Annotated in this window: 18 protein-coding genes; 15 read left to right on the top strand and 3 right to left on the bottom strand. The window is 38.7% G+C overall.

Going from position 1 to position 21,365, the window contains the following annotated elements; genetic code table 11:
- Positions 1-12: 12 nt before the first annotated feature.
- Positions 13-2,322 (top strand): DNA internalization-related competence protein ComEC/Rec2, encoded by a 2,310-nt coding sequence (locus tag V7068_RS06485; RefSeq protein WP_499711644.1) that lies wholly within the window; start codon positions 13-15, stop codon positions 2,320-2,322.
- A gap of 103 nt (positions 2,323-2,425) precedes the next feature.
- Here V7068_RS06485 and V7068_RS06480 read toward each other — a convergent pair whose 3' ends face one another.
- The gene (locus V7068_RS06480) at positions 2,426-2,560 is read right to left on the bottom strand and encodes a YqzM family protein (protein ID WP_119115592.1); all 135 of its coding nucleotides are present in this window, start codon (positions 2,558-2,560) and stop codon (positions 2,426-2,428) included.
- 363 nt (positions 2,561-2,923) lie between these two features.
- Between V7068_RS06480 and holA the strand changes: the two genes are divergently transcribed.
- Complete coding sequence (gene holA / locus V7068_RS06475; RefSeq protein ID WP_499711641.1) at positions 2,924-3,940, top strand: DNA polymerase III subunit delta; 1,017 nt, start codon at positions 2,924-2,926, stop codon at positions 3,938-3,940.
- A gap of 143 nt (positions 3,941-4,083) precedes the next feature.
- On the opposite strand, the gene rpsT is transcribed toward holA, so the two are convergent.
- Positions 4,084-4,350 (bottom strand): 30S ribosomal protein S20, encoded by a 267-nt coding sequence (gene rpsT / locus V7068_RS06470; protein WP_119115590.1) that lies wholly within the window; start codon positions 4,348-4,350, stop codon positions 4,084-4,086.
- A 269-nt stretch (positions 4,351-4,619) separates the two neighbouring features.
- Here rpsT and gpr point away from each other — a divergent pair, with 269 nt between their 5' ends.
- The 13 genes from gpr (at position 4,620) to deoC (ending at position 19,923) form a co-directional block, all read left to right on the top strand.
- Entirely contained in the window at positions 4,620-5,738 is a 1,119-nt protein-coding gene (gene gpr, locus V7068_RS06465; protein ID WP_127761426.1) for a GPR endopeptidase, read from the top strand.
- 211 nt (positions 5,739-5,949) lie between these two features.
- Positions 5,950-7,149: a stage II sporulation protein P gene (spoIIP, locus tag V7068_RS06460; RefSeq protein ID WP_499711639.1), complete on the top strand. Its 1,200-nt coding sequence runs from the start codon at positions 5,950-5,952 to the stop codon at positions 7,147-7,149.
- An 18-nt stretch (positions 7,150-7,167) separates the two neighbouring features.
- Complete coding sequence (locus V7068_RS06455; protein WP_127761424.1) at positions 7,168-7,491, top strand: DUF3679 domain-containing protein; 324 nt, start codon at positions 7,168-7,170, stop codon at positions 7,489-7,491.
- A 297-nt stretch (positions 7,492-7,788) separates the two neighbouring features.
- On the top strand, positions 7,789-9,624 hold the full coding sequence (lepA, locus tag V7068_RS06450; RefSeq protein ID WP_499711637.1) for a translation elongation factor 4: 1,836 nt from the start codon (positions 7,789-7,791) through the stop codon (positions 9,622-9,624).
- 78 nt (positions 9,625-9,702) lie between these two features.
- Positions 9,703-10,854 carry a radical SAM family heme chaperone HemW gene (gene hemW / locus V7068_RS06445; protein WP_499711635.1) on the top strand — a complete coding sequence of 384 codons (1,152 nt, stop codon included), beginning with the start codon at positions 9,703-9,705 and terminating at the stop codon, positions 10,852-10,854.
- A 113-nt stretch (positions 10,855-10,967) separates the two neighbouring features.
- Positions 10,968-11,999: a heat-inducible transcriptional repressor HrcA gene (gene hrcA, locus V7068_RS06440; protein ID WP_127761421.1), complete on the top strand. Its 1,032-nt coding sequence runs from the start codon at positions 10,968-10,970 to the stop codon at positions 11,997-11,999.
- A gap of 95 nt (positions 12,000-12,094) precedes the next feature.
- Positions 12,095-12,676, top strand: a complete 582-nt coding sequence (gene grpE / locus V7068_RS06435) for a nucleotide exchange factor GrpE (RefSeq protein WP_499711633.1) — start codon at positions 12,095-12,097, stop codon at positions 12,674-12,676.
- 29 nt (positions 12,677-12,705) lie between these two features.
- Positions 12,706-14,538 carry a molecular chaperone DnaK gene (dnaK, locus tag V7068_RS06430; protein WP_499711631.1) on the top strand — a complete coding sequence of 611 codons (1,833 nt, stop codon included), beginning with the start codon at positions 12,706-12,708 and terminating at the stop codon, positions 14,536-14,538.
- A 309-nt stretch (positions 14,539-14,847) separates the two neighbouring features.
- Positions 14,848-15,966, top strand: a complete 1,119-nt coding sequence (gene dnaJ, locus V7068_RS06425; protein WP_499711629.1) for a molecular chaperone DnaJ — start codon at positions 14,848-14,850, stop codon at positions 15,964-15,966.
- Between the two features lie 21 nt (positions 15,967-15,987).
- Positions 15,988-16,929, top strand: coding sequence for a 50S ribosomal protein L11 methyltransferase (gene prmA, locus V7068_RS06420; protein WP_499711627.1), 942 nt, complete (start codon positions 15,988-15,990; stop codon positions 16,927-16,929).
- A 57-nt stretch (positions 16,930-16,986) separates the two neighbouring features.
- Positions 16,987-17,739 carry a 16S rRNA (uracil(1498)-N(3))-methyltransferase gene (locus tag V7068_RS06415; protein WP_499711625.1) on the top strand — a complete coding sequence of 251 codons (753 nt, stop codon included), beginning with the start codon at positions 16,987-16,989 and terminating at the stop codon, positions 17,737-17,739.
- Between the two features lie 5 nt (positions 17,740-17,744).
- A complete protein-coding gene (gene mtaB / locus V7068_RS06410; RefSeq protein ID WP_499711623.1) occupies positions 17,745-19,085 on the top strand; it encodes a tRNA (N(6)-L-threonylcarbamoyladenosine(37)-C(2))-methylthiotransferase MtaB in 1,341 nt (446 codons plus the stop codon).
- Between the two features lie 166 nt (positions 19,086-19,251).
- A complete protein-coding gene (gene deoC / locus V7068_RS06405; protein ID WP_499711621.1) occupies positions 19,252-19,923 on the top strand; it encodes a deoxyribose-phosphate aldolase in 672 nt (223 codons plus the stop codon).
- Positions 19,924-20,260: 337 nt separating this feature from the next.
- Here deoC and V7068_RS06400 read toward each other — a convergent pair whose 3' ends face one another.
- On the bottom strand, positions 20,261-21,181 hold the full coding sequence (locus V7068_RS06400) for a Na/Pi symporter (protein WP_499711619.1): 921 nt from the start codon (positions 21,179-21,181) through the stop codon (positions 20,261-20,263).
- Between the last annotated feature and the right edge of the window lie 184 nt (positions 21,182-21,365).

Genomic DNA, 21,365 nt, shown 5'->3' with positions numbered 1-21,365 from the left:
TAGGAGGTTTGCATGCCGACACACATCCTCTTTTTAGCCGTTTCTGCCACTTTAGGCGTTGCGGCTCATTCTTCTTTTCAAGTGAGGTTTATCCTCTATATTCTCCTCTTTTTCTGTTTTCTTTGCTATCGTTTTAACGGACAGTTAAACATTTTATTGGTGAACGGAGTCACCTTGTTAGTATTTTACATGGCAGCCTACTTATCAGATGTGTACCATCAAACAGGATATACAGGCGAGGAGTCAAGCTTCGAGATTACGTTTAGTACCCAGCCGAGTGTAGACGGTAATCTGTTAAAAGCCGCTGTGACGACCAGTACAAAGGAAATTCTCCAGTTACGTTATACCATTCCCTCTGAAACGGAAAAGAAAGCGATTGAAACTAATCTGCAAATTGGTTTGATTTGTCCTGCAACCGGGTCATTACTTGAGCCAGAGCAAAATCGAAATGAAAATAGCTTTAATTATAAACGTTATTTACAACAACAGCATATTTATTGGATTTTAAAAACGAATTCTATTGTTTGGGCAGATTGTCGTGTAGGAAAAAAATCGATTGTTACAACATTTCAACAGGTGCGGCAAGCGGGCATTACTTATGTGAATGTCCATTTTCCATCTGAAGCGGGCAGCTTTGTTAATGCTCTTTTATTTGGAGATCAAACGTATATTGATGAAGAGGTATTAACGAATTATCAACGACTTGGAATTGTTCATCTGCTTGCGATATCTGGTTTGCATGTCAGCTTTTTAACAGGGCTGCTGTTTTATGGAGGGATTCGAATTGGCATAACTCGTGAGAAAATGATGATGGTCATTCTAGTATGTTTACCCATGTATGCGATTTTATCTGGAGCAGCTCCTTCTGTGTTACGAGCTTGTTGTATGGCTATGTTATTTTTTTTGCTCCTTTTGTGGAAAAAGAAGGTGTCAGCTAGTGGAACGATTGGAGTTGTTTATTTACTGCTGTTATTCGTTCAGCCTTCTATGCTCTATAATATCGGCTTTCAGCTTTCATTTGCTGTAACTTTAGCCATTATTATCTCGCTTACGATTGTTCAAAGCTATCCGCAAAAAACGATGCAGCTTCTTATTGTTAGTATTGTGTGTCAATTAGCAGCTGTCCCTATTTTACTCTATCACTTTTATGAAGTGTCTGTCCTAGGGGTATTGTTGAATGTGCTTTATGTTCCTTTGTATTCCGCCTTTTTGCTCCCCTTTTCTTTAGTTGCTTTTTTTACACATCTTATTTTCCCCTCCATTGGTCAACTGATGATAGCCTTATTAGACCAAATTTTTCTTCTCTGTAATGAGTTGGCTGCTTGTATCTCTCGTTTACCACTGGCGTCGATTGTTTTTGGAAAACCTTTTCCTATTATTATGCTGCTGCTCGTTTTCGTCATTATTTCCTTATTTATTCAATGGGAATCCGCTTCTTTATTTAAAAAGAAAATATCGATAGTGGTTTTAGTATGTATTTTATTCTTTCAATATCATATTCAGAAACTGAATCCTTATGGTGAAGCTGTATTTATTGATATTGGTCAAGGTGATGCAATCTTGATTAAGCTTCCATTTAACCAAGGTAATTATTTAATTGATACAGGTGGAGCGATTACGTTCTCGGTGGCAGAATGGCAAAAGAAGCGTAAAACATATAACACGGGCGAAGATGTTATTCTTCCGTTTTTGAAAAGTAAAGGGATTCATGAAATCGATAAGCTGATTTTAACCCATCCTGATGCCGATCATATTGGAGGTGCAGCAGAAATAATTGAACATTTTAACGTGAAGGAGGTAGTAATTGGAGAGGGCAGTGAGAGGATGTATCGGGATAAGGAATGGATTAAATGGGCGTTAGCCAAACATATTCCGATTTCTACAGTGAAAAGGGGGGATAGTTGGTCGGTTGCTGGTGCTCAATTTTATATTTTACACCCTTATCAAAAGGCCGAAGATGTGAATGAATCGTCTATTGTATTAGCTGCCAAAATGGGCGGGTTAACGTGGTTACTGACGGGAGATGCAGGGGAGGATACGGAACAAGAGCTATTGAGGGCTTTTCCAGGGCTTCGAGTGGATATTTTAAAAGCAGGTCATCATGGTAGTAAAACATCTTCATCAAAAGTTTTTTTGGAGAAGGTTCAACCAAAAGTGGCGATTATTTCAGCAGGGAAAGGGAATCGGTACGGACATCCGCACCATCAAGTAATAGAGGAGATGGAAGCATTACACGCGACGATACTGCGAACAGATCAAAAGGGCGCTATATCTTATAAATATCGTCATGAATCAGGAACCTTTCAAACCGTCTTGCCATAGGATGTATCGAGCTGTTCTAACAGAAGAGCAGGCGGGGTCAGCTATAAAAAAGAGACTGCCAGTGCAGCCTCCGCATCATGATTCGAGTGTGCTAGGAGAATACTTAAGATCCGATGGCTTGGATAACAACAGCAATGATGAACATAGTAGCAAAAAATCCAAATGAAACAACGAAACCGATTGCAGAATCAGCTACATCGTCCGTTTTTGATTGGACGTCCTTTTCAAATTCGTTCATTGTCCATCCCTCCCATTTATGGTAATAGTATAAAACATTTCCAAAAATAAATCTACATGACACAATCTCGATTTCCTATACTGACAAGAGTTGTCACAAATAGTTTGAATGTGTACGGTCAAAATAAATGTACAAACAAGACAGCTTCACCTTTCGCTTTAACCGCTGGATAGGAAAGTAACCCGGGCCTTTCTTAACAGCGTTAATATAGATTGGGCAAACGGCTCTGATGGCAGAGCCGTTCCCTTATAGCTTGTCAAATCGCTCTTTCAGCTATACCATAAGGATAGAATACATAGAAAAGCGGAATGCCTTGTCAGCTAGGCGTTAGAGCTAGATATAGAAAAGCGAGGACGAGTTCTATTGGTATTAGACGTTTGGAAGAATATAAAAAAAGGGCAATTTTCTCCTGTTTACCTTCTGTATGGAACAGAGGCGTATTTAATAAATGAAACGAAGCAATTATTGCTTGAACACGCATTGCATGAGGATGAGATTGATTTCAACTTTTCACAATTTGATTTGGAGGAAACGCCGATAGAAACAGCTCTTGAGGATGTAGAGACGCTCCCCTTTATGGGAGAGAGGCGTCTTGTTTTCATGCAAAATCCTTTTTTTCTTACAGCAGAAAAGACAAAGTCTAAAGTGGAGCATAACGTGAAGCGGTTAGAGGCCTATTTAGCAGACCCTGCTCCTTATTCCATTGTTGTTTTTACAGCACCGTATGAAAAACTTGATGAACGGAAGAAAGTCACGAAAGAATTAAAGCGGAAAGCAACTGTTGTAGAGGCAAAAAAATTAAACGAACATGAATTAAAAAAATGGATTCGGGAACGAACAATTGCAGCTCATGTTGAAATGGAAGAAGCGGCAATTGAACGATTGCTAGAGCTCGCAGGAACAAACTTAATGATGCTTACGAATGAAATTGATAAATTAGTACTATATGTGGAAGGGACGAATCGAATTAACCAAGATATTGTTGAGGAATTAGTCGCTAAATCGTTAGAACAAAATATTTTTACCCTTGTGGATTCAGTGCTGCAGCGAAATGTAGAACGCATGATGACAATTTACCGTGACTTAATGAGACAAAATGAGGAACCGATTAAAATTTTAAGTGTGATGGCTGGACAAGTTCGTTTGATGTATCAAGTAAAAGAGCTTTCACGCCAAGGGTACAGTCAGCAAAAAATAGCGGCTGTATTAAAGGTACATCCGTTTCGGGTAAAATTAGCGCAAGAAAAAGTCAATCAATTTCATGAGGGAGAGTTATTACAGTTGATTCGGGAGCTTGCTGATGCGGATTATAAGATGAAAACGGGGCAGGGAGATAAAGTCATGACACTGGAACTATTGCTCTTAAAAATGAAAAGGTAATGAATTATTATGATTTTTTTATATAGGATACTAGCGATGTGCGGCTCATTTTAGTACGGCTGAAATGAGCCGCACATCGCTTGATTTGGGTTTGCAAAGAAAAAAGCACCTTGATATTCAAGGTGCTTTAATTTCTTATTTCATTACGCGTTTAGAGCGTTAAGTCTTTTCGCTAAACGAGATTTTTTACGGGCTGCCGCATTTTTATGGATTAATCCTTTAGATGCAGCTTTATCTAATTTCTTAGACGCCGTTAATAAAGCTTCTTTAGCAGCTTCAACGCTTTCACCAGCTAGTGCAACTTCAGCAGTTTTCACAGCAGTACGCATAGTAGATTTTACTGTAGCGTTATGAGCGCGGTTTTTATCGTTTACTTTTACGCGTTTAATAGCAGATTTAATGTTTGGCATTCCGTTCACCTCCTACACAGAAATCGAGATTATATGAACTCGACTTTTCAAATCCATACCAAATAGCACAAGTGATATTGTATCAGAATGTACTACATTATGCAATACTCAGATTGAGAATCGAAAAGGAATTATAGTATCCAAAAAGATTTATCTCGTTATACATGATTGTACCAAAAAAATGAATAATACAAAAGATAAATCGGGCACAATGTTTATAGAGATGATGGAAAATACTAGAGTGAATACAGCAATACGAGGAGGAAGTCATGAAAAATGAACTAGATTTAAGTCAATACAGTGTGCGAACAGATTTAGCAATTGAAGCCCGTGAACTAGCGCTTGAACATAAAGGGGTTGAAGGAGAAAGAAATATTTCGCAAATAGAAGGCGTCATTATTAAGGAAAGAGAAATTGATGATATAAAAGTGGCATTAGTAGAAGTGACAGAAGCAGGGGAGAAGGAAATTGGTAAGAAAAAGGGGAGTTATTTAACAATTGAAGTACAAGGTATTCGTGAGCAAAATACAGAAGTTCAACAAAAGGTTGAAAAAGTATTAGCAACTGAATTTTCTCATTTTTTAACAAGGAATAATATTTCGAAGGAGAGCAGCTGTCTAGTTGTAGGGCTTGGAAATTGGAATGTGACGCCGGATGCACTGGGGCCGGCAGTTGTTGAGAATCTAGTAATAACGCGGCATTTATTTGAGTTGCAGCCGCATGCCGTAGAGGAAGGTTTTCGTTCAGTCAGCGCAATTTCTCCAGGGGTTATGGGGATTACAGGCATTGAAACGAGCGATATTATTCTGGGTGTGATTGAAAAAAGTAAGCCTGACTTTCTCATTGTTATTGATGCACTAGCAGCTCGTTCTATTGAAAGAGTAAACTCAACAATTCAAATTTCAGATACTGGCATTCATCCTGGATCCGGTGTAGGTAATAAGCGGAAAGAATTGAGTCAGGAAACACTTGGTATTCCTGTCATTGCAATCGGCATTCCAACTGTGGTCGATGCCGTTTCTATTACGAGCGATGCAATTGATTTTATTTTAAAGCATTTTGGCAAAGAGTTAAAAGAGGGAGATCGTCCATCCCGTTCGCTTGCACCAGCGGGTTTTAGCTTTGGTAAACGAAAGAAACTGACGGAGGAAGATTTACCAGGCGAACAAGAACGTCAAACATTTTTAGGGATTGTCGGCGGCCTGTCGGATGAAGAAAAACGAAAGCTTATTTACGAAGTGTTGTCACCTATTGGTCATAATTTAATGGTTACTCCAAAGGAAGTGGATGTATTTATAGAAGATATGGCTAATTTAATTGCCAACGGTTTAAATGCAGCGTTGCATGAATCTGTCAATCAAGACAATGCAGGTTATTATACACGTTGAATTTGCTTTTTTGTCGAACTCCAGGCGCCGTCTGTTCAAGGCCGGCATCGATTGCTTCGGAAGGCAAAGAACATATCTGCCATCCGTGTGCCTTCTGCTTGTTGCCGATAAGCGGGCGCCTTATGCTTTTCTAATCTGCCGAAAAATGGTGTTCTACCCTCTCTAGTAAAATCATATTTATGAAGTAGCAAGCGATAGAGAGGGTGAAAGAATGAAAAGAAGATATTCGACAGAAATCATTACCGTGATTCATGGTTCAACAATTATAAAAAGCTTTCTAATTGTATTTTCCTTGCTTCTTTTTGTATTTTCCTTAAGTGCGGTGATGACTTCGTTAAAGCCGGAATATCGACTATCCTCAAAGTCTGTTCATACTGTCACCAATCAGTTTACGGGTAAAATGCTATTTTCTTTGTTGGCGAATGAGAATCATTACTTTTTTTCGGTGTTACCGAAAGAAAAAGAATCATCAGGTCTTTCTAAGGGCTTGTTAAAACTATCCACGAATATTTCCCTTGACGATCCACGAAGCTTACTTGGACGAGAATTGCCGGGCTTCTCTATTTTTGATAATGAAATTTTAGTAGCAGGTGAAGGAACGGATTATACAAATATGCCGTACGAATCGTCTCCTCCTATTGATGTCTTGAATGAAGAGCGAGATGCGGACTTGCAAAATGTCGATGGAATTAAAGAGCCGCAAGCAGATGCGAAAGAAACACCTGCTCAGACAACTAAAGGTAGAAAGGTTGTTCATATTTATCACAGTCATAATAGAGAATCGTTTTTACCTTATTTAAAAGGAGTTACGGATCCTAATTTAGCCCACCATTCCCAAATTAATATTACGAAGCTGGGGATGAAATTACAGGCCGATTTAGTGGACAAGGGAGTCGGGGCTTACCATGATACAACGGATATTATGGCTAATTTAAATAAAAAGGGGCTGACGTATCCTAAATCCTATCAAGAATCGCGACTAGCCATTCAAGCAGCTAAAGCAGAAAATAAAGATTTAGAATACTTTGTTGATATTCATCGAGATTCCCGCAGAAAGAAAGATACGACCATCACTTTAAAAGGAAAATCGTATGCCAAAATCGCCTTTGTTGTGGGGCGGAACAATCCAAATTATGAAAAAAATGCAGCGCTTGCAACAAAACTTCATAACGCATTGCAAAAAAAATATCCAGGAATCTCTCGAGGAGTTATGAAACAAGGCGGTGCTGGGCATAACGGAGTATATAACCAAGATATTTCTTCAAATGCAATGCTGATTGAAATAGGCGGAGTAGATAATACATTTGAAGAGATGTATTTAACAGTAGATGCTTTTGCGGATGTATTTAGTGAATATTATTGGGAGGCAAAAGCGGTGGATAATGTGAAAGGTGATTCAGAAGCGCAGTAACAGAAAGGAGCTCCACTCATGGTTCGATTTACATTAAAATGTACGTTTGTCCTACTTGTCTTATTTTTAGGTGTCCTAATTGGCATGCAGACAGCAAACGATGGGATTAAGAAAATGAAAGGATACGATGATCCTGCGTTGGCAAGTGCTTTTGAAGTAAATCAATCCGACCAAGGTGAGATGGAGGCATCGGTTCTTGGTGAAAAAGTAACAAGTCATGATTTAGAAAAGAAAAAGGAACGATTAGAAGAAATGAAAGCTTATAATGTCTTTTCTACAATTGGCAAAAAGCTTGGAGACGCTTTAACAAGTTTTGTAAACAGCATAATCGATTTGCTGTAAGGGAGCATAAAAAGAAAATGATATCTAAAAAACGAGCATTCCGCATAAACTGTAGAGATTCAAGCTGAATTCAACAATCCCCCATGTTGAGTTCGGCTTTTTTTAATGACTTTATTATATTTTTAATTCACCATGTTCTATTACACAGATTTATTTAGAGGTAAAGGGGGATTTTATTAGCAACTCGACAAATTTCTTCAAGAAGAGGAGTTGTTGTCACTCTTTTATTGAATCTTGCATTTTCTATTGATATAATTAAAATTAGTGTATTGTGTCGATAAGTAGGAGTGAAACGTTATGAATAGAGAAGAGAAATTAAAAAGACAATCGAAAATTCGTAACTTTTCCATCATTGCTCACATTGACCATGGTAAATCAACTTTGGCGGATCGTATTTTAGAAAAAACGAACGCATTGCAGCAACGCGAGATGAAGAATCAGTTGCTAGATTCTATGGATTTAGAGCGTGAACGGGGAATTACGATTAAATTGAATGCTGTTCAATTAAAATATAGAGCGAAAGATGGCGAAGAGTATATTTTCCATCTAATTGATACACCGGGACATGTCGATTTCACCTATGAGGTATCGCGAAGCCTAGCTGCATGCGAAGGGGCGATTCTTGTTGTGGATGCGGCTCAAGGGATTGAAGCGCAAACGTTAGCGAATGTATATTTGGCGCTCGATAATAATCTTGAAATCCTTCCGGTTATTAATAAAATTGATTTACCAAGTGCTGACCCAGAGCGAGTTCGTAATGAAATTGAAGAAGTGATTGGTTTAGACGCTTCTGATGCGGTACTAGCTTCGGCAAAAGCGGGTATTGGAATTGAAGATATTTTAGAGCAAGTTGTTGAATTAGTTCCACCGCCACAAGGAGATCCTGATGCTCCATTAAAGGCGCTTATTTTTGACTCGTTATTCGATGCGTATCGTGGGGTTGTCGCCTATATTCGAGTTGTTGAAGGCTCTGTTAAAGTGGGCGATAAAATTAAAATGATGTCTACAGGAAAAGAGTTTGACGTAACAGAAGTCGGTGTATTCAGTCCTAAAACTCAGCTTCTTGATGAGTTAAACGTTGGGGATGTAGGGTTTTTAACCGCTTCAATTAAAAATGTGAGTGACACAACGGTCGGGGATACAATTACAAGTGCGAAGAATCCGGCGAGTGAACCTTTAGCTGGCTACCGTAAAATGAATCCGATGGTATATTGTGGTTTATATCCAATTGATGCATCGAAATTTAATGATTTACGTGATGCACTAGAAAAATTAGAATTAAATGATTCAGCGCTGCAGTTCGAACCAGAGACATCACAAGCGTTAGGTTTCGGCTTCCGCTGTGGTTTCCTAGGACTTCTTCATATGGAGATTATCCAAGAGCGAATTGAACGTGAATTCAAAATCGATTTGATTACAACAGCACCAAGTGTTATTTATGATGTTATTAAAACAGATGGTACACTGGTGAAAGTGGATAATCCTTCTAATATGCCAGATCCTCAGAAAATCGAGCGTGTGGAAGAGCCGTACGTGAAAGCCACGATGATGGCACCGACAGAGTTTGTAGGAGCTATTATGGAGATTTGTCAAAACAAACGAGGAAACTTCATTGATATGCAATACATTGACGAAACACGTGTAAGCATTCATTATGAAATTCCACTATCGGAAATCGTCTATGACTTCTTCGATCAATTGAAATCGAATACAAGAGGGTACGCGTCATTTGACTATGAGTTAATTGGTTATCAGCCGTCGAAACTTGTGAAGATGGATATTTTATTAAATGGTGAAACAGTTGATGCTCTAAGCTTTATCGTGCATAAAGATTTTGCGTATGAACGCGGTAAGGTAATTGTAGATAAGTTGAAAACGTTAATTCCAAGACAGCAATTTGAAGTGCCGATTCAAGCGGCAATTGGACAAAAAATCATTGCCCGTTCAACAATTAGTGCGATGCGTAAAAACGTATTGGCGAAATGTTACGGTGGGGATATCTCCCGTAAGCGTAAATTGTTAGAAAAGCAAAAAGAAGGTAAAAAGCGGATGAAGCAAGTAGGTTCTGTTGAAGTACCGCAAGAAGCCTTCATGGCTGTATTGAAAATGGATGATACGACTCCAAAAAAATAAATGATAGATAGAAAAAAGAGGATAGATTCGGTTCTAGCCTCTTTTTTCTATCCGAACATGATAAAGGTAGTGAACATAATGATTAAGAGTGCTTATATTCATATTCCGTTTTGTGAGCATATATGCCACTATTGCGACTTTAATAAAGTGTTTTTACAAGGTCAGCCGGTAGATGAATATATACAGATGTTAAAGGAAGAAATGAGGTTTCAGCTTGCGGCATATCCTACAGATGGATTAAAAACGATTTTTGTTGGTGGAGGTACCCCGACGTCACTTAACGAAAAACAGCTAGCGATTCTTTGTGAAACGATTGATGAGATGCTGCCGCTAAACAAACAATTTGGAGAATATACATTTGAAGCAAACCCTGGAGATTTATCAAGAGAGAAGTTGGAGATTTTATATAATGCTGGAGTGAATCGTCTCAGTTTTGGGGTGCAAAGCTTCAATGATCAATTATTGCAGAAAATTGGTCGTACACATCGCGCTGCTGATGTGTATGAAACGATTGAACTGGCTCAAAAAGTGGGATTCTCGAATATTAGTGTCGATTTAATTTATGGATTGCCGGGACAAACGATGGAAGATTTTCAAGATACGCTGAATCGAGCGTTAGCTCTTGATTTACCTCATTATTCTAGCTATTCCTTAATTGTTGAACCCAAGACGGTTTTCTATAATCTAATGCAAAAAGGGAAGTTAAATCTGCCTCCCCAGGAACTTGAGGCATCCATGTATGAGCGAGTGATGGAAGTGATGGAACGTCATGGATTGCATCAATATGAAATTAGTAATTTTGCTAAAACTGGTTTTGAAAGTCAGCATAATTTAACCTATTGGAATAATGCTGAATACTATGGGATTGGTGCGGGTGCACATGGATATACGCAAGGAAAAAGAATAGCCAATTACGGTCCATTAAAGAAGTATATAACACCCCTTCAAGCAGGTAAGCTTCCTGTTTTAGAGGATCATCTTGTTTCATTAGGTGAACAAATGGAAGAGGAAATGTTTTTAGGATTAAGAAAAACAGAAGGTGTTGCACTTAAGCCATTTAAAGAGAAGTATTTTGTCGAAATGGAAGAAGTTTTCTCGCAACCCCTTAAACAGCAAGTGGAGAAAGGGCTGCTCACTATTGAGGATGGCTTCGTCCGGTTGACGAAACAAGGCAGGTTACTTGGGAATGAAGTATTCCAGGCTTTTTTAGAAATTGCTGAAAATTCCTAATCGAATTTATCTCGCTCTAAACGGTTTTTTTCGTTGACATCAATAGCTTCATTTGATAATTTATTAATATATTAGCACTCATTGATGTAGAGTGCTAACAGAGGTGATCATATATGCTAACTGATCGTCAATTATTAATTTTACAAGTAATTATCGAAGATTTTATCCAATCTGCGCAACCAGTTGGGTCGAGAAGTTTGTCGAAAAAAGAAGAAATTTCTTTTAGCTCAGCGACGATTCGCAATGAGATGTCCGACCTTGAGGAACTAGGGTTTATCGAAAAAACACATACGTCTTCAGGGCGTGTGCCATCTGAATTAGGGTACCGTTACTATGTGGATCACCTGCTTTCACCTCAAGCGTTAAAGAAAAATGAGATGCAGTTGTTAAAGTCTGTTTATGCTGGGCGTATTTATGAGCTGGAAAAGGTCGTTCAAAAAGCGGCGAAGATTCTTTCTGAATTAACGAATTATACGGCCATTGTTCTCGGTCCGAAAGTAAAGGATCATAGGCTTAAAAAAATCGAAATTGTTCCTTTGAATTCAGAAACAGCTATTGCCATTATTATTACAGATACAGGGCATGTTGAAAATCAGTTAATTACTTTACCATCATCGATTGATATGAGTGAAATCGAGAAAATGGTTAATATTTTGAATGATCGTTTAACAGGTGCTTCTATGTCTGATTTAAAAGATAAGATTTATAAAGAAGTGGCTGTTTTGCTAAGTCAACATATTCGTAACTATGGAGCACTTGTATCTACCCTTGCGGAGTCTTTAACATCGACAAAGCCTGAAAAGTTATTTTTCGGCGGGAAAACGAATATGTTTCGACAGCCAGAATTCCATGATATTCATAAAATTCATTCGTTGATGTCGATGATTGAGCAAGAACAAGGGTTTTACGAGTTGATTAAACAAAACCCGGCAGGCATTAATGTTAAAATTGGACGTGAGAATCAAATATCGGCTCTTGAGGATTGTAGCTTAATTACAGCAACTTATTCCATTGGAGCGGATCAAGTAGGTACTTTGGCTATTTTAGGGCCAACACGAATGGAATATTCGAGGGTCATATCCTTGCTATCTACGTTTTCTACTGATTTAACTGCTTTGCTTACAAAGTTGTATCAAAAACCATAACAACGGCAATATTGATAGAGGGCAAGAGGGGATTTGTGCCCTCTATGATTGCGCGATTTGAAACATGTAAATACTCTTTTAGGGAGGTGAAATTTGTGACAGAAAACAAAAATAATGAGCAAACGATAGAAAAGGAAACAGCTGAAGAAACAGTCGTTGAGGGGGTTTTTGCTGAAGAGGCAGAACAAACTCCCGAGGAAACGGAAGTAGATGAACTTCAAGCTGCACAACAAAAAATCGCTGAACTAGAAGCTAAGATTGAAGAAATGGATAACCGTTATCTTCGTCTTCAAGCGGATTTTGATAATTCACGCCGTCGTGCCAAGTTAGATATGGAAGCGGCTCAAAAATATAGAGTTCAAAGTCTTGCTACAGATTTACTGCAAGCTCTTGATAACTTTGAAAGAGCGACAAAAATTGAAGCAGACAATGAACAAACAAAGTCTTTACTTCAAGGTGTAGAAATGATTTATAACGGAATTGTTGAAGCGTTGAAAAAAGAAGGCGTTGAGGCGATTGAAGCTGTCGGTCAAGAGTTTGATCCACACTTACACCAAGCTGTTATGCAAGTTCAGGATGAAAACTTTGGTTCTAATATTGTTGTAGAAGAGTTCCAAAAAGGATATAAACTGAAAGACCGCGTCATTCGTCCAGCGATGGTAAAAGTAAACGAATAAACGCTTACATATAGTAGGAGGTAATAAAAATGAGCAAGATTATTGGTATTGACTTAGGTACAACAAACTCATGTGTATCTGTACTCGAAGGTGGAGAACCGAAAGTAATTCCAAACCCAGAAGGTAACCGTACTACTCCATCTGTTGTTTCATTTAAAAATGGTGAAAGACAAGTTGGGGAAGTAGCGAAACGTCAAGCAATTACAAACCCAAATACGATTATCTCTATTAAACGTCATATGGGTACAAACCATAAAGTAACAATTGAAGGAAAAGAATACTCTCCGCAAGAAGTATCTGCAATCATCCTTCAATATTTAAAATCTTATGCAGAAGAGTATCTTGGTGAAAAAGTAACGAAAGCGGTTATTACAGTACCTGCATACTTTAACGATGCTGAGCGCCAAGCAACTAAAGATGCTGGTCAAATTGCTGGTCTTGAGGTAGAACGTATTATTAACGAGCCAACAGCTGCTGCTCTTGCATATGGTTTAGATAAAACGGATGAAGATCAAACCATTCTTGTATTTGACCTTGGTGGCGGTACGTTTGACGTATCTATCATGGAACTTGGCGATGGTGTATTTGAAGTTAAGTCAACTGCCGGTGATAACCGTCTAGGTGGGGATGATTTTGACCAAGTAATTATCGACTACTTAGTAGCTGAATTTAAAAAGGAAAATGGAATCGATCTTTCTCAAGACAAAATGGCTGTTCAACGCTTGAAAGATGCAGCTGAAAAAGCGAAGAAAGATCTTTCTGGTGTAGCTTCTACACAAATTTCATTACCATTCATTACAGCAGGAGAAGCTGGTCCACTTCACTTAGAAGTAACGTTAACTAGAGCGAAATTCGATGAATTATCTGCTGGATTAGTAGAGCGTACAATGGGACCAACTCGTCAAGCATTAAAAGATGCTGGTCTTTCTGCATCTGAAATCGATAAAGTGATTCTTGTTGGTGGATCAACACGTATCCCTGCTGTACAAGAAGCAATCAAAAAAGAATTAGGTCAAGAGCCATCTAAGGGTGTAAACCCTGATGAGGTTGTAGCAATGGGTGCAGCAATTCAAGGTGGTGTGTTAACAGGAGATGTAAAAGACGTTGTTCTTCTTGACGTAACACCACTTTCTCTTGGTATTGAAACAATGGGCGGCGTATTTACAAAATTAATCGATCGTAATACAACAATCCCAACAAGTAAATCACAAGTATTCTCAACAGCTGCTGATAACCAAACAGCTGTAGATATTCATGTACTTCAAGGGGAACGTCCAATGGCGAACGACAACAAAACACTTGGTCGTTTCCAATTAAGTGACATTCCACCAGCACCACGCGGTATTCCGCAAATTGAAGTATCATTTGATATCGACAAAAATGGTATCGTAAGCGTTCGTGCGAAAGATCTTGGTACAAACAAAGAGCAAACAATCACAATCAAATCATCTTCAGGTTTATCTGATGAAGAAATCGAACGTATGGTACGTGAAGCAGAAGAAAATGCTGAAGCCGATCAAAAACGCAAAGAAGAAGTAGAGCTTCGTAACGAAGCAGACCAACTTGTCTTCCAAACAGAAAAAACATTAAAAGACTTGGAAGGAAAAGTGGACGAAGCGGAAGTTGCAAAAGCAAATGAAGCAAAAGATGAATTAAAAGCTGCAATCGAGAAAAACGAATTAGAAGAAATCCGTGCGAAAAAAGACGCGCTTTCTGAAATCGTTCAAAACTTGACAATGAAGCTTTATGAAGAAGCAGCAAAAGCGCAACAAGCAGCTCAAGAGGGCGGAGCACAAGACCCTGCTGATGACAATGTGGTAGATGCTGAATTTACAGAAGTTAAAGATGACGATAAAAAATAATTAAGCTTTACTAAAGGCAATGTATCATTTGCCTAAGTGTACGAAAAAAGTCAAAGTCAGGTTTTCTTGACTTTGGCTTTTTTTGAATCGGAAAAGTGAATGAAGCCGGTTACGCTTTTCTTATTGTCTAGCTCCGGTGGCTAGGCTGTGAAAAAGATAAGAGTCACCAAAAGGCAAAGAACGCCTTTATGGGCCTCTTCCTATTTTCTTCACGAGCTGTTCGAGCCACTTGCGCTTTTCTTATTGCTTTACAGCTTGAATCAGTGATAATATAAAATTTATGTGAAACGAATCGGGAGTGGATAAACTATGAGTAAACGCGATTACTACGAGGTGCTTGGTGTTTCCAAAAGCGCATCGAAAGACGAAATTAAAAAAGCGTATCGAAAACTCTCCAAACAATATCATCCTGATATTAATAAGGAACCAGATGCGGCGGATAAGTTTAAGGAAATTAAGGAAGCTTATGAAGTATTAAGCGATGAACAGAAAAAAGCGCATTATGACCAATTTGGTCATACGGACCCTAATCAAGGCTTTGGAGGTCAGGATTTTGGTGGTTTCGGCGGGTTTGAAGATATTTTTAGCACGTTTTTTGGCGGCGGCGGCGGACGTCGACGTGACCCTAACGCTCCACGTCAAGGAGCCGATTTACAATATACGATGACGTTATCTTTCGAGGAAGCGGCTTTTGGTAAAGAAACGGAAATCGAAATTCCACGTGAAGAAAACTGTGGTACATGTAGCGGTACGGGGGCTAAACCAGGAACGAAAGTTGAGACATGTTCACAATGTCATGGCTCAGGTCAAATTAATGTAGAACAAAACACTGCTTTTGGCCGTGTTGTGAATCGTCGAACATGTAACGTGTGTAGAGGAACAGGTAAACATATTCCAAATAAATGTACGACGTGCAGCGGAACAGGTAAAATTAAAAAACGTAAAAAAATTCAAGTTAAAGTGCCAGCAGGAATCGACGATGGTCAACAACTTCGCGTATCAGGTCAAGGGGAGCCAGGTGTTAACGGCGGTCCAGCGGGTGATTTATATGTTGTCTTCCATGTTCGAGATCATGAATTTTTTGAGCGCGATGGAGACGATATTTACTGCGAAATGCCAATTACATTTGCACAAGCTGCACTAGGTGATGAAATAGAAGTACCGACTTTACATGGTAAGGTGAAATTAAAAGTTCCAGCAGGTACACAAACAGGAACTCGTTTCCGTTTAAAAGGAAAAGGTGTTTCAAATGTAAGAGGGTATGGGCAAGGCGATCAACATGTGGTTATCCTAGTCGTAACACCGAAAAAATTAACAGAAAAACAAAAGCAGCTTCTTCGTGAATTTTCCGAAATTAGCGGTGAATCACCAGATGAACAAGAAGATGGTTTCTTTTCGAAATTAAAAAGGGCCCTTAAAGGCGAGTAATAGAATTGGGAGTTGGTAGATATGAAGTGGTCGGAAATTGCAATCCATACAACAAATGAAGCGGTTGAACCTGTTTCGAATATTCTTCATGAGGCAGGTGCAAGCGGTGTTGTCATTGAAGATCCTCTAGAATTAATCAAAGAACGGGAAAATGTCTTTGGTGAAATCTACCAGCTGAATCCGGCTGATTATCCGGATGAAGGTGTGCTTGTAAAAGCATACTTGCCGGTCAATAGCTTTTTAGGTGAAACAGTTGAAGAGATTAAATTAGCGATTAATAACTTGCTTTTATTTGATATCGATCTTGGTCGAAATGCTATTTCAATTAGTGAAGTAAATGAAGAACAATGGGCAACTGCTTGGAAGAAGTACTATAATCCGGTCAAAATTTCAGAGCGTTTTACGATTGTTCCAACATGGGAAGAATATGAACCAGTAAGCAGTGATGAGCTGATTATCGAACTAGACCCAGGTATGGCCTTTGGTACAGGTACGCACCCAACAACGGTTATGTGTATTCAAGCGTTAGAGCGGACAGTGCAAAAAGGCGATTTAGTAGTTGATGTTGGAACAGGTTCAGGTGTATTAAGTATTGCCGCGGCATTGTTAGAAGCTAAACAAGTTCAGGCACTTGATTTAGATGAGGTAGCGGTTCGTTCTGCGAATATTAATGTGAAATTGAATAAAGTACAAGATCGTGTACATGTTTCACAAGGTAATTTGTTAGATGGAGTAGAAGAACAAGCTGATATTGTCGTTGCCAATATTTTAGCAGAAGTCATTATGCGTTTTACGGATGATGTAGCAAAAGTTGTAAAGCCAGGCGGTTATTTCATTGCCTCGGGAATTATTCAACCTAAGAAAGATGATGTGAAAGCAGCGATTGTAACATCAGGTTTTACGATTGAAGAAACGATTCAAATGGAAGACTGGGTTGCAATTATTGCCAAAAGAAATGCATAATATGAGGAAGTGGCGCTGTAACAGCGCCATTTTCTTAAGGGTTAGAGGTGTTGGAGTGTGCAGCGATATTTCCTTGAAAATAAACAAGTTAATGAGCAGAACATTATGATTACAGGTGATGATTATCATCATATTACACGAGTCATGCGAATGGAGCCTGGTGCAGAAATTATCGTTGTGAATAAAGATGGACAAACAGCTATTGCGGAAATTTCAGAAATTACCAATGATGCAGTCGTTGGAGCTGTTATAGAATGGAAGAATGAAGAAAAGGAATTACCGATTCACGTAACCATCGCGAGCGGTCTGCCAAAAGGGGATAAGCTAGACTATATTGTTCAAAAAGGAACCGAATTAGGTGCCCTAGAGTTTATCCCTTTTATTGCGGCTCGTTCAGTGGTAAAATGGGACAGCAAAAAGGCTAGTAAAAAAATTGAACGCTTGCAAAAGATTGCGAAAGAAGCAGCAGAACAGTCACATCGCTCTGTATTGCCTGCTGTCAAAGAACAAATGACAGTTTCGCAATTGATTCAGTATGCGAAAAACTTTGATTATAAACTTATTGCTTTTGAAGAAGAAGCCAAACGTGGTGAAACAGCCAGGCTTGCGAAAGTATTAACGGAAGCAAAACGAGGACAGTCTATTCTTTTTGTTTTCGGTCCTGAAGGTGGACTGACTACAGAGGAAGTAGAGAAGCTAAGTGAAGCAGGATTTGCTGCTTGCGGTTTAGGTCCAAGAATTTTAAGAACAGAAACAGCACCATTGTATGCTCTTGCTGCTGTTTCTTATCATGTAGAATTATTGAGGTGATGAAAATGTCTTCGGTCGCTTTTCATACATTAGGATGTAAAGTAAACCATTATGAAACAGAAGCCATTTGGCAATTATTTAAATCAGCAGGCTATGAACGGGTTGAGTTTGAAAGCATGGCAGACGTATATGTTATTAACACATGTACGGTTACGAATACAGGGGATAAGAAAAGTCGCCAAGTAATTCGTCGCGCCGTTCGTAAAAATCCAGACGCAGTCATTGCTGTAACAGGCTGTTATGCGCAAACGTCTCCAGCTGAAATTATGGCCATTCCAGGTGTAGATATTGTAGTAGGTACTCAAGATCGTGTGAAGATGCTTGACTATATTGAACAATATAAAGAAGAACGTAAGCCGATTAATGCAGTCGGTAATATTATGAAAAATCGTGTGTACGAAGAATTGGATGTGCCGGCATTCACAGATCGTACACGTGCATCGTTGAAAATTCAAGAGGGCTGCAATAACTTCTGTACATTTTGTATTATTCCTTGGGCGCGCGGTTTAATGCGTTCACGCGATCCAAAAGAAGTTATTCATCAAGCACAACAGCTTGTTAAGGCAGGGTATAAAGAAATCGTCTTAACAGGGATTCATACAGGCGGTTATGGTGAAGATATGAAAGACTATAACTTAGCCATGCTTTTACGTGAATTAGAAGAACAAGTAGAAGGGTTAAAACGTATTCGTATTTCTTCTATTGAAGCAAGTCAAATTACAGATGAAGTAATTGAAGTGTTAGCGAATTCGAAAAAAGTTGTAAACCATTTGCATATTCCGATTCAATCTGGTTCTGATACAGTATTGAAACGAATGAGACGTAAATATACAATGGAATTCTTTGCAGACCGCTTAGTAAAGCTGAAAAAAGCCTTACCTAATCTTGCGGTAACATCTGATGTTATTGTAGGCTTCCCAGGTGAAACAGAAGAAGAGTTTATGGACACATATAACTTTATTAAAGAGCATAAATTTTCTGAGCTTCACGTTTTCCCATATTCAAAGCGAACAGGTACTCCAGCAGCAAGAATGGATAATCAAGTGGATGAAGAAATCAAAAATGAACGAGTACATCGTCTCATAGAGCTTTCGAATCAACTAGCTAAAGAATATGCATCGCAGTTTGAAGGAGAAGTGCTTGAAGTGATTCCTGAAGAACAGCTAGAAAACGGTTTGTTTGAAGGATATACAGACAACTATTTAAAAGTTCAGTTTGAAGCAACAGAAGAAATGGTTGGACAAATTGTGAAAGTGAAAATTACGAAAGCCGGCTATCCATATAATGAAGGACAATTCGTAACAGTTATGAAAGAATTTCCAATTCAACAAGTGGTAAATGGGTAAGACAGCGATTTTTCGCTGTCTTTTTATTAGTAGAGTTTTCTCTGTTTTCATGATTAGCAGCCTCAAGAAAGTTATCTCAATTAAGTGTATATCTTCTAAATAACTGAAGTATGTTATGATAAAAGATAGTATAACAAAGTCTCTTTATTTGAAAGGAGAATCACCTATGACGGTTGAAATAGCCAGTCTTATTGATCATACACTATTAAAAGCAGATGCTACAAAAGAACAAATAGAAGTATTATGTAAAGAAGCAAAAGAATATAAGTTTGCTTCTGTTTGCGTGAATCCTACTTGGGTAAAGTATTCAAGTGAGCTGCTTCAAGGTTCAACTGTAAAGGTATGTACGGTAATTGGCTTTCCATTAGGTGCCAATACGCCGGAAGTAAAGGTTTTTGAAACAGTAAATGCTATTGAAAATGGTGCACAAGAAGTGGACATGGTCATTAATATTGGGGCGTTAAAAGACCAAAATGATGAATTAGTTGAACGTGATATCCGTGCTGTTGTAGATGCGGCGAAAGGCAAAGCGCTAACGAAAGCAATTATTGAAACATCGCTATTAACAAAAGAAGAAAAAGTACGCGCGTGTGAGCTTGCGGTAAAAGCAGGAATCGATTTTGTTAAAACATCGACAGGGTTTTCAACAGGTGGAGCAACTGTTGAGGATGTCGCTTTAATGAGAGCGACTGTAGGGCCTGATATTGGTGTTAAAGCATCAGGCGGCGTTCGGAATACAAAGGATGCTCAGGATGTCATTGCAGCAGGGGCAACGCGTATTGGCGCAAGTGCCGGTGTCGCTATTGTGAATGGATTAACAGCTGAAACGGATTACTAAGTGAGTGTGTTTTTTGAATGTCATATAAAAAAGGAGAAGAGAGTGTTAACGGTCTCTTCTCCTCTTTCTTTTTAACAGGAGATTGTGAAATCTTTGTAAATTGGGGTGAATGTCTCGACCTGAACGTAAGTGTCTAGTCTCCCGATGTCGCAATTTGCTCAGCCAGTGAAGTCAAGAAACAACTGCACCTTAGGGTTTGTGGCTCCTTTTCCAGTTGAAATGTATGCGATGTTATCTGCATTTTAATGGGAAAATAAAAAAAGAACTACTACAAATAAGTAAAGAAATCATAAAGAATTCATTAAAAATCTCAAGATGAATTCTTTAGAATAAATTGTTAACGGTGATGTAAAAATAAAATAAATTTTGCAAAATGTTTAGCAAAAGGAAGTACAATCACAGAGGTTATAACATTAAATAGGACGCTAGCATGAGCAAGCTGTGTTGCTGGATCTGTTGTAAAATAGGCAGCAAGTTGTTCTAATTGATTAACTAATGGAAGAAAGGCAAAAACACCTAAGACATTTAGCCATATATGAGCATAGGCGGTGAAGGATGCTTCTTTACCTGAACCGATGCTGGCCATGTAGCCGGTAATGCATGTACCAATATTCGAGCCGAGCATAATAATAATGGCTGAGGAAACGGATAGCTCCCCGCTTGCTAAAAAGCTCATCGCCATGCCGATAACGGCTGAGCTAGAATGAATGCAAGCTGTTAACACAATCCCCACTAATAAACCGATAATCCAATGCTCCTTCATCTCTATTAGGAGAGTTTGAACAATTGGATAGCTTGCAATCGGTGAAGATAAATATTTAAAGCCGCTCATGGCCGCAAATATGGCACTTAGGCCGATGAAGGCAATTCCGCTGCTTCGTAAGACAAGATGAGGAATACACGTTAAACAGGCTCCACAAATAAGGCCAGGAATGATGAGGGAATCTAGAGAGAATGTTAAAAACTCTGTAATGAAGGTTGAACCAATGTTTGTCCCAAGGATAATGCCGATTGTTTGTGGGAACGTTAAGCTGCCAGCGGATACGAAGCCGACCGTCATGACCATTACAGCGGAACTGCTTTGTAACAATCCGGTAAAGCCGATTCCAGTAAGAAATCCTTTCCACGGTTTATTTGTTAGTTTTAATAAGAGAGCTTGTAAGGCTTCTCCGGATAAGTGGAATAAACCCATTCGAAGTACAGCCATTCCAGCTAAGAAGATTCCAATAAATAAAAGAAATAAAAATAAATTGTACATGCCTCCACCTCCTTATCATGTTATGGCTAAGTAAATGAGGAAATAACTTCTAAATAGGAAAAATTTAAAAAGATGCATAGCGGTCTATTTAAGTTCCGTTGGCGCTTTTGAAATAAGTTTTGTTTTATTGGTTGACCTGTTAAAAATGATATATTATAATTGTTTAGTACATGTATAACATGTT

It is taken from the genome of Bacillus sp. JJ634 (genome assembly GCF_036962285.1).
Classification (GTDB): domain Bacteria; phylum Bacillota; class Bacilli; order Bacillales; family DSM-1321; genus Peribacillus; species Peribacillus asahii_A.
The sequence above is the reverse complement of the archived record's forward strand: the minus strand, read 5'-3'. Positions and strand labels throughout refer to the sequence as shown.

Coding starts and splice junctions, on each gene's coding strand:
- hrcA (WP_127761421.1), top strand. CDS start 10,968: ATGCTAACTGATCGTCAATTATTAATTTTACAAGTAATTATCGAAGAT.
- mtaB (WP_499711623.1), top strand. CDS start 17,745: ATGTCTTCGGTCGCTTTTCATACATTAGGATGTAAAGTAAACCATTAT.
- prmA (WP_499711627.1), top strand. CDS start 15,988: ATGAAGTGGTCGGAAATTGCAATCCATACAACAAATGAAGCGGTTGAA.
- gpr (WP_127761426.1), top strand. CDS start 4,620: ATGAAAAATGAACTAGATTTAAGTCAATACAGTGTGCGAACAGATTTA.
- V7068_RS06455 (WP_127761424.1), top strand. CDS start 7,168: ATGGTTCGATTTACATTAAAATGTACGTTTGTCCTACTTGTCTTATTT.
- dnaK (WP_499711631.1), top strand. CDS start 12,706: ATGAGCAAGATTATTGGTATTGACTTAGGTACAACAAACTCATGTGTA.
- hemW (WP_499711635.1), top strand. CDS start 9,703: ATGATTAAGAGTGCTTATATTCATATTCCGTTTTGTGAGCATATATGC.
- lepA (WP_499711637.1), top strand. CDS start 7,789: ATGAATAGAGAAGAGAAATTAAAAAGACAATCGAAAATTCGTAACTTT.
- V7068_RS06400 (WP_499711619.1), bottom strand. CDS start 21,181: ATGTACAATTTATTTTTATTTCTTTTATTTATTGGAATCTTCTTAGCT.
- rpsT (WP_119115590.1), bottom strand. CDS start 4,350: ATGCCAAACATTAAATCTGCTATTAAACGCGTAAAAGTAAACGATAAA.
- deoC (WP_499711621.1), top strand. CDS start 19,252: ATGACGGTTGAAATAGCCAGTCTTATTGATCATACACTATTAAAAGCA.
- spoIIP (WP_499711639.1), top strand. CDS start 5,950: ATGAAAAGAAGATATTCGACAGAAATCATTACCGTGATTCATGGTTCA.
- V7068_RS06480 (WP_119115592.1), bottom strand. CDS start 2,560: ATGAACGAATTTGAAAAGGACGTCCAATCAAAAACGGACGATGTAGCT.
- V7068_RS06485 (WP_499711644.1), top strand. CDS start 13: ATGCCGACACACATCCTCTTTTTAGCCGTTTCTGCCACTTTAGGCGTT.
- dnaJ (WP_499711629.1), top strand. CDS start 14,848: ATGAGTAAACGCGATTACTACGAGGTGCTTGGTGTTTCCAAAAGCGCA.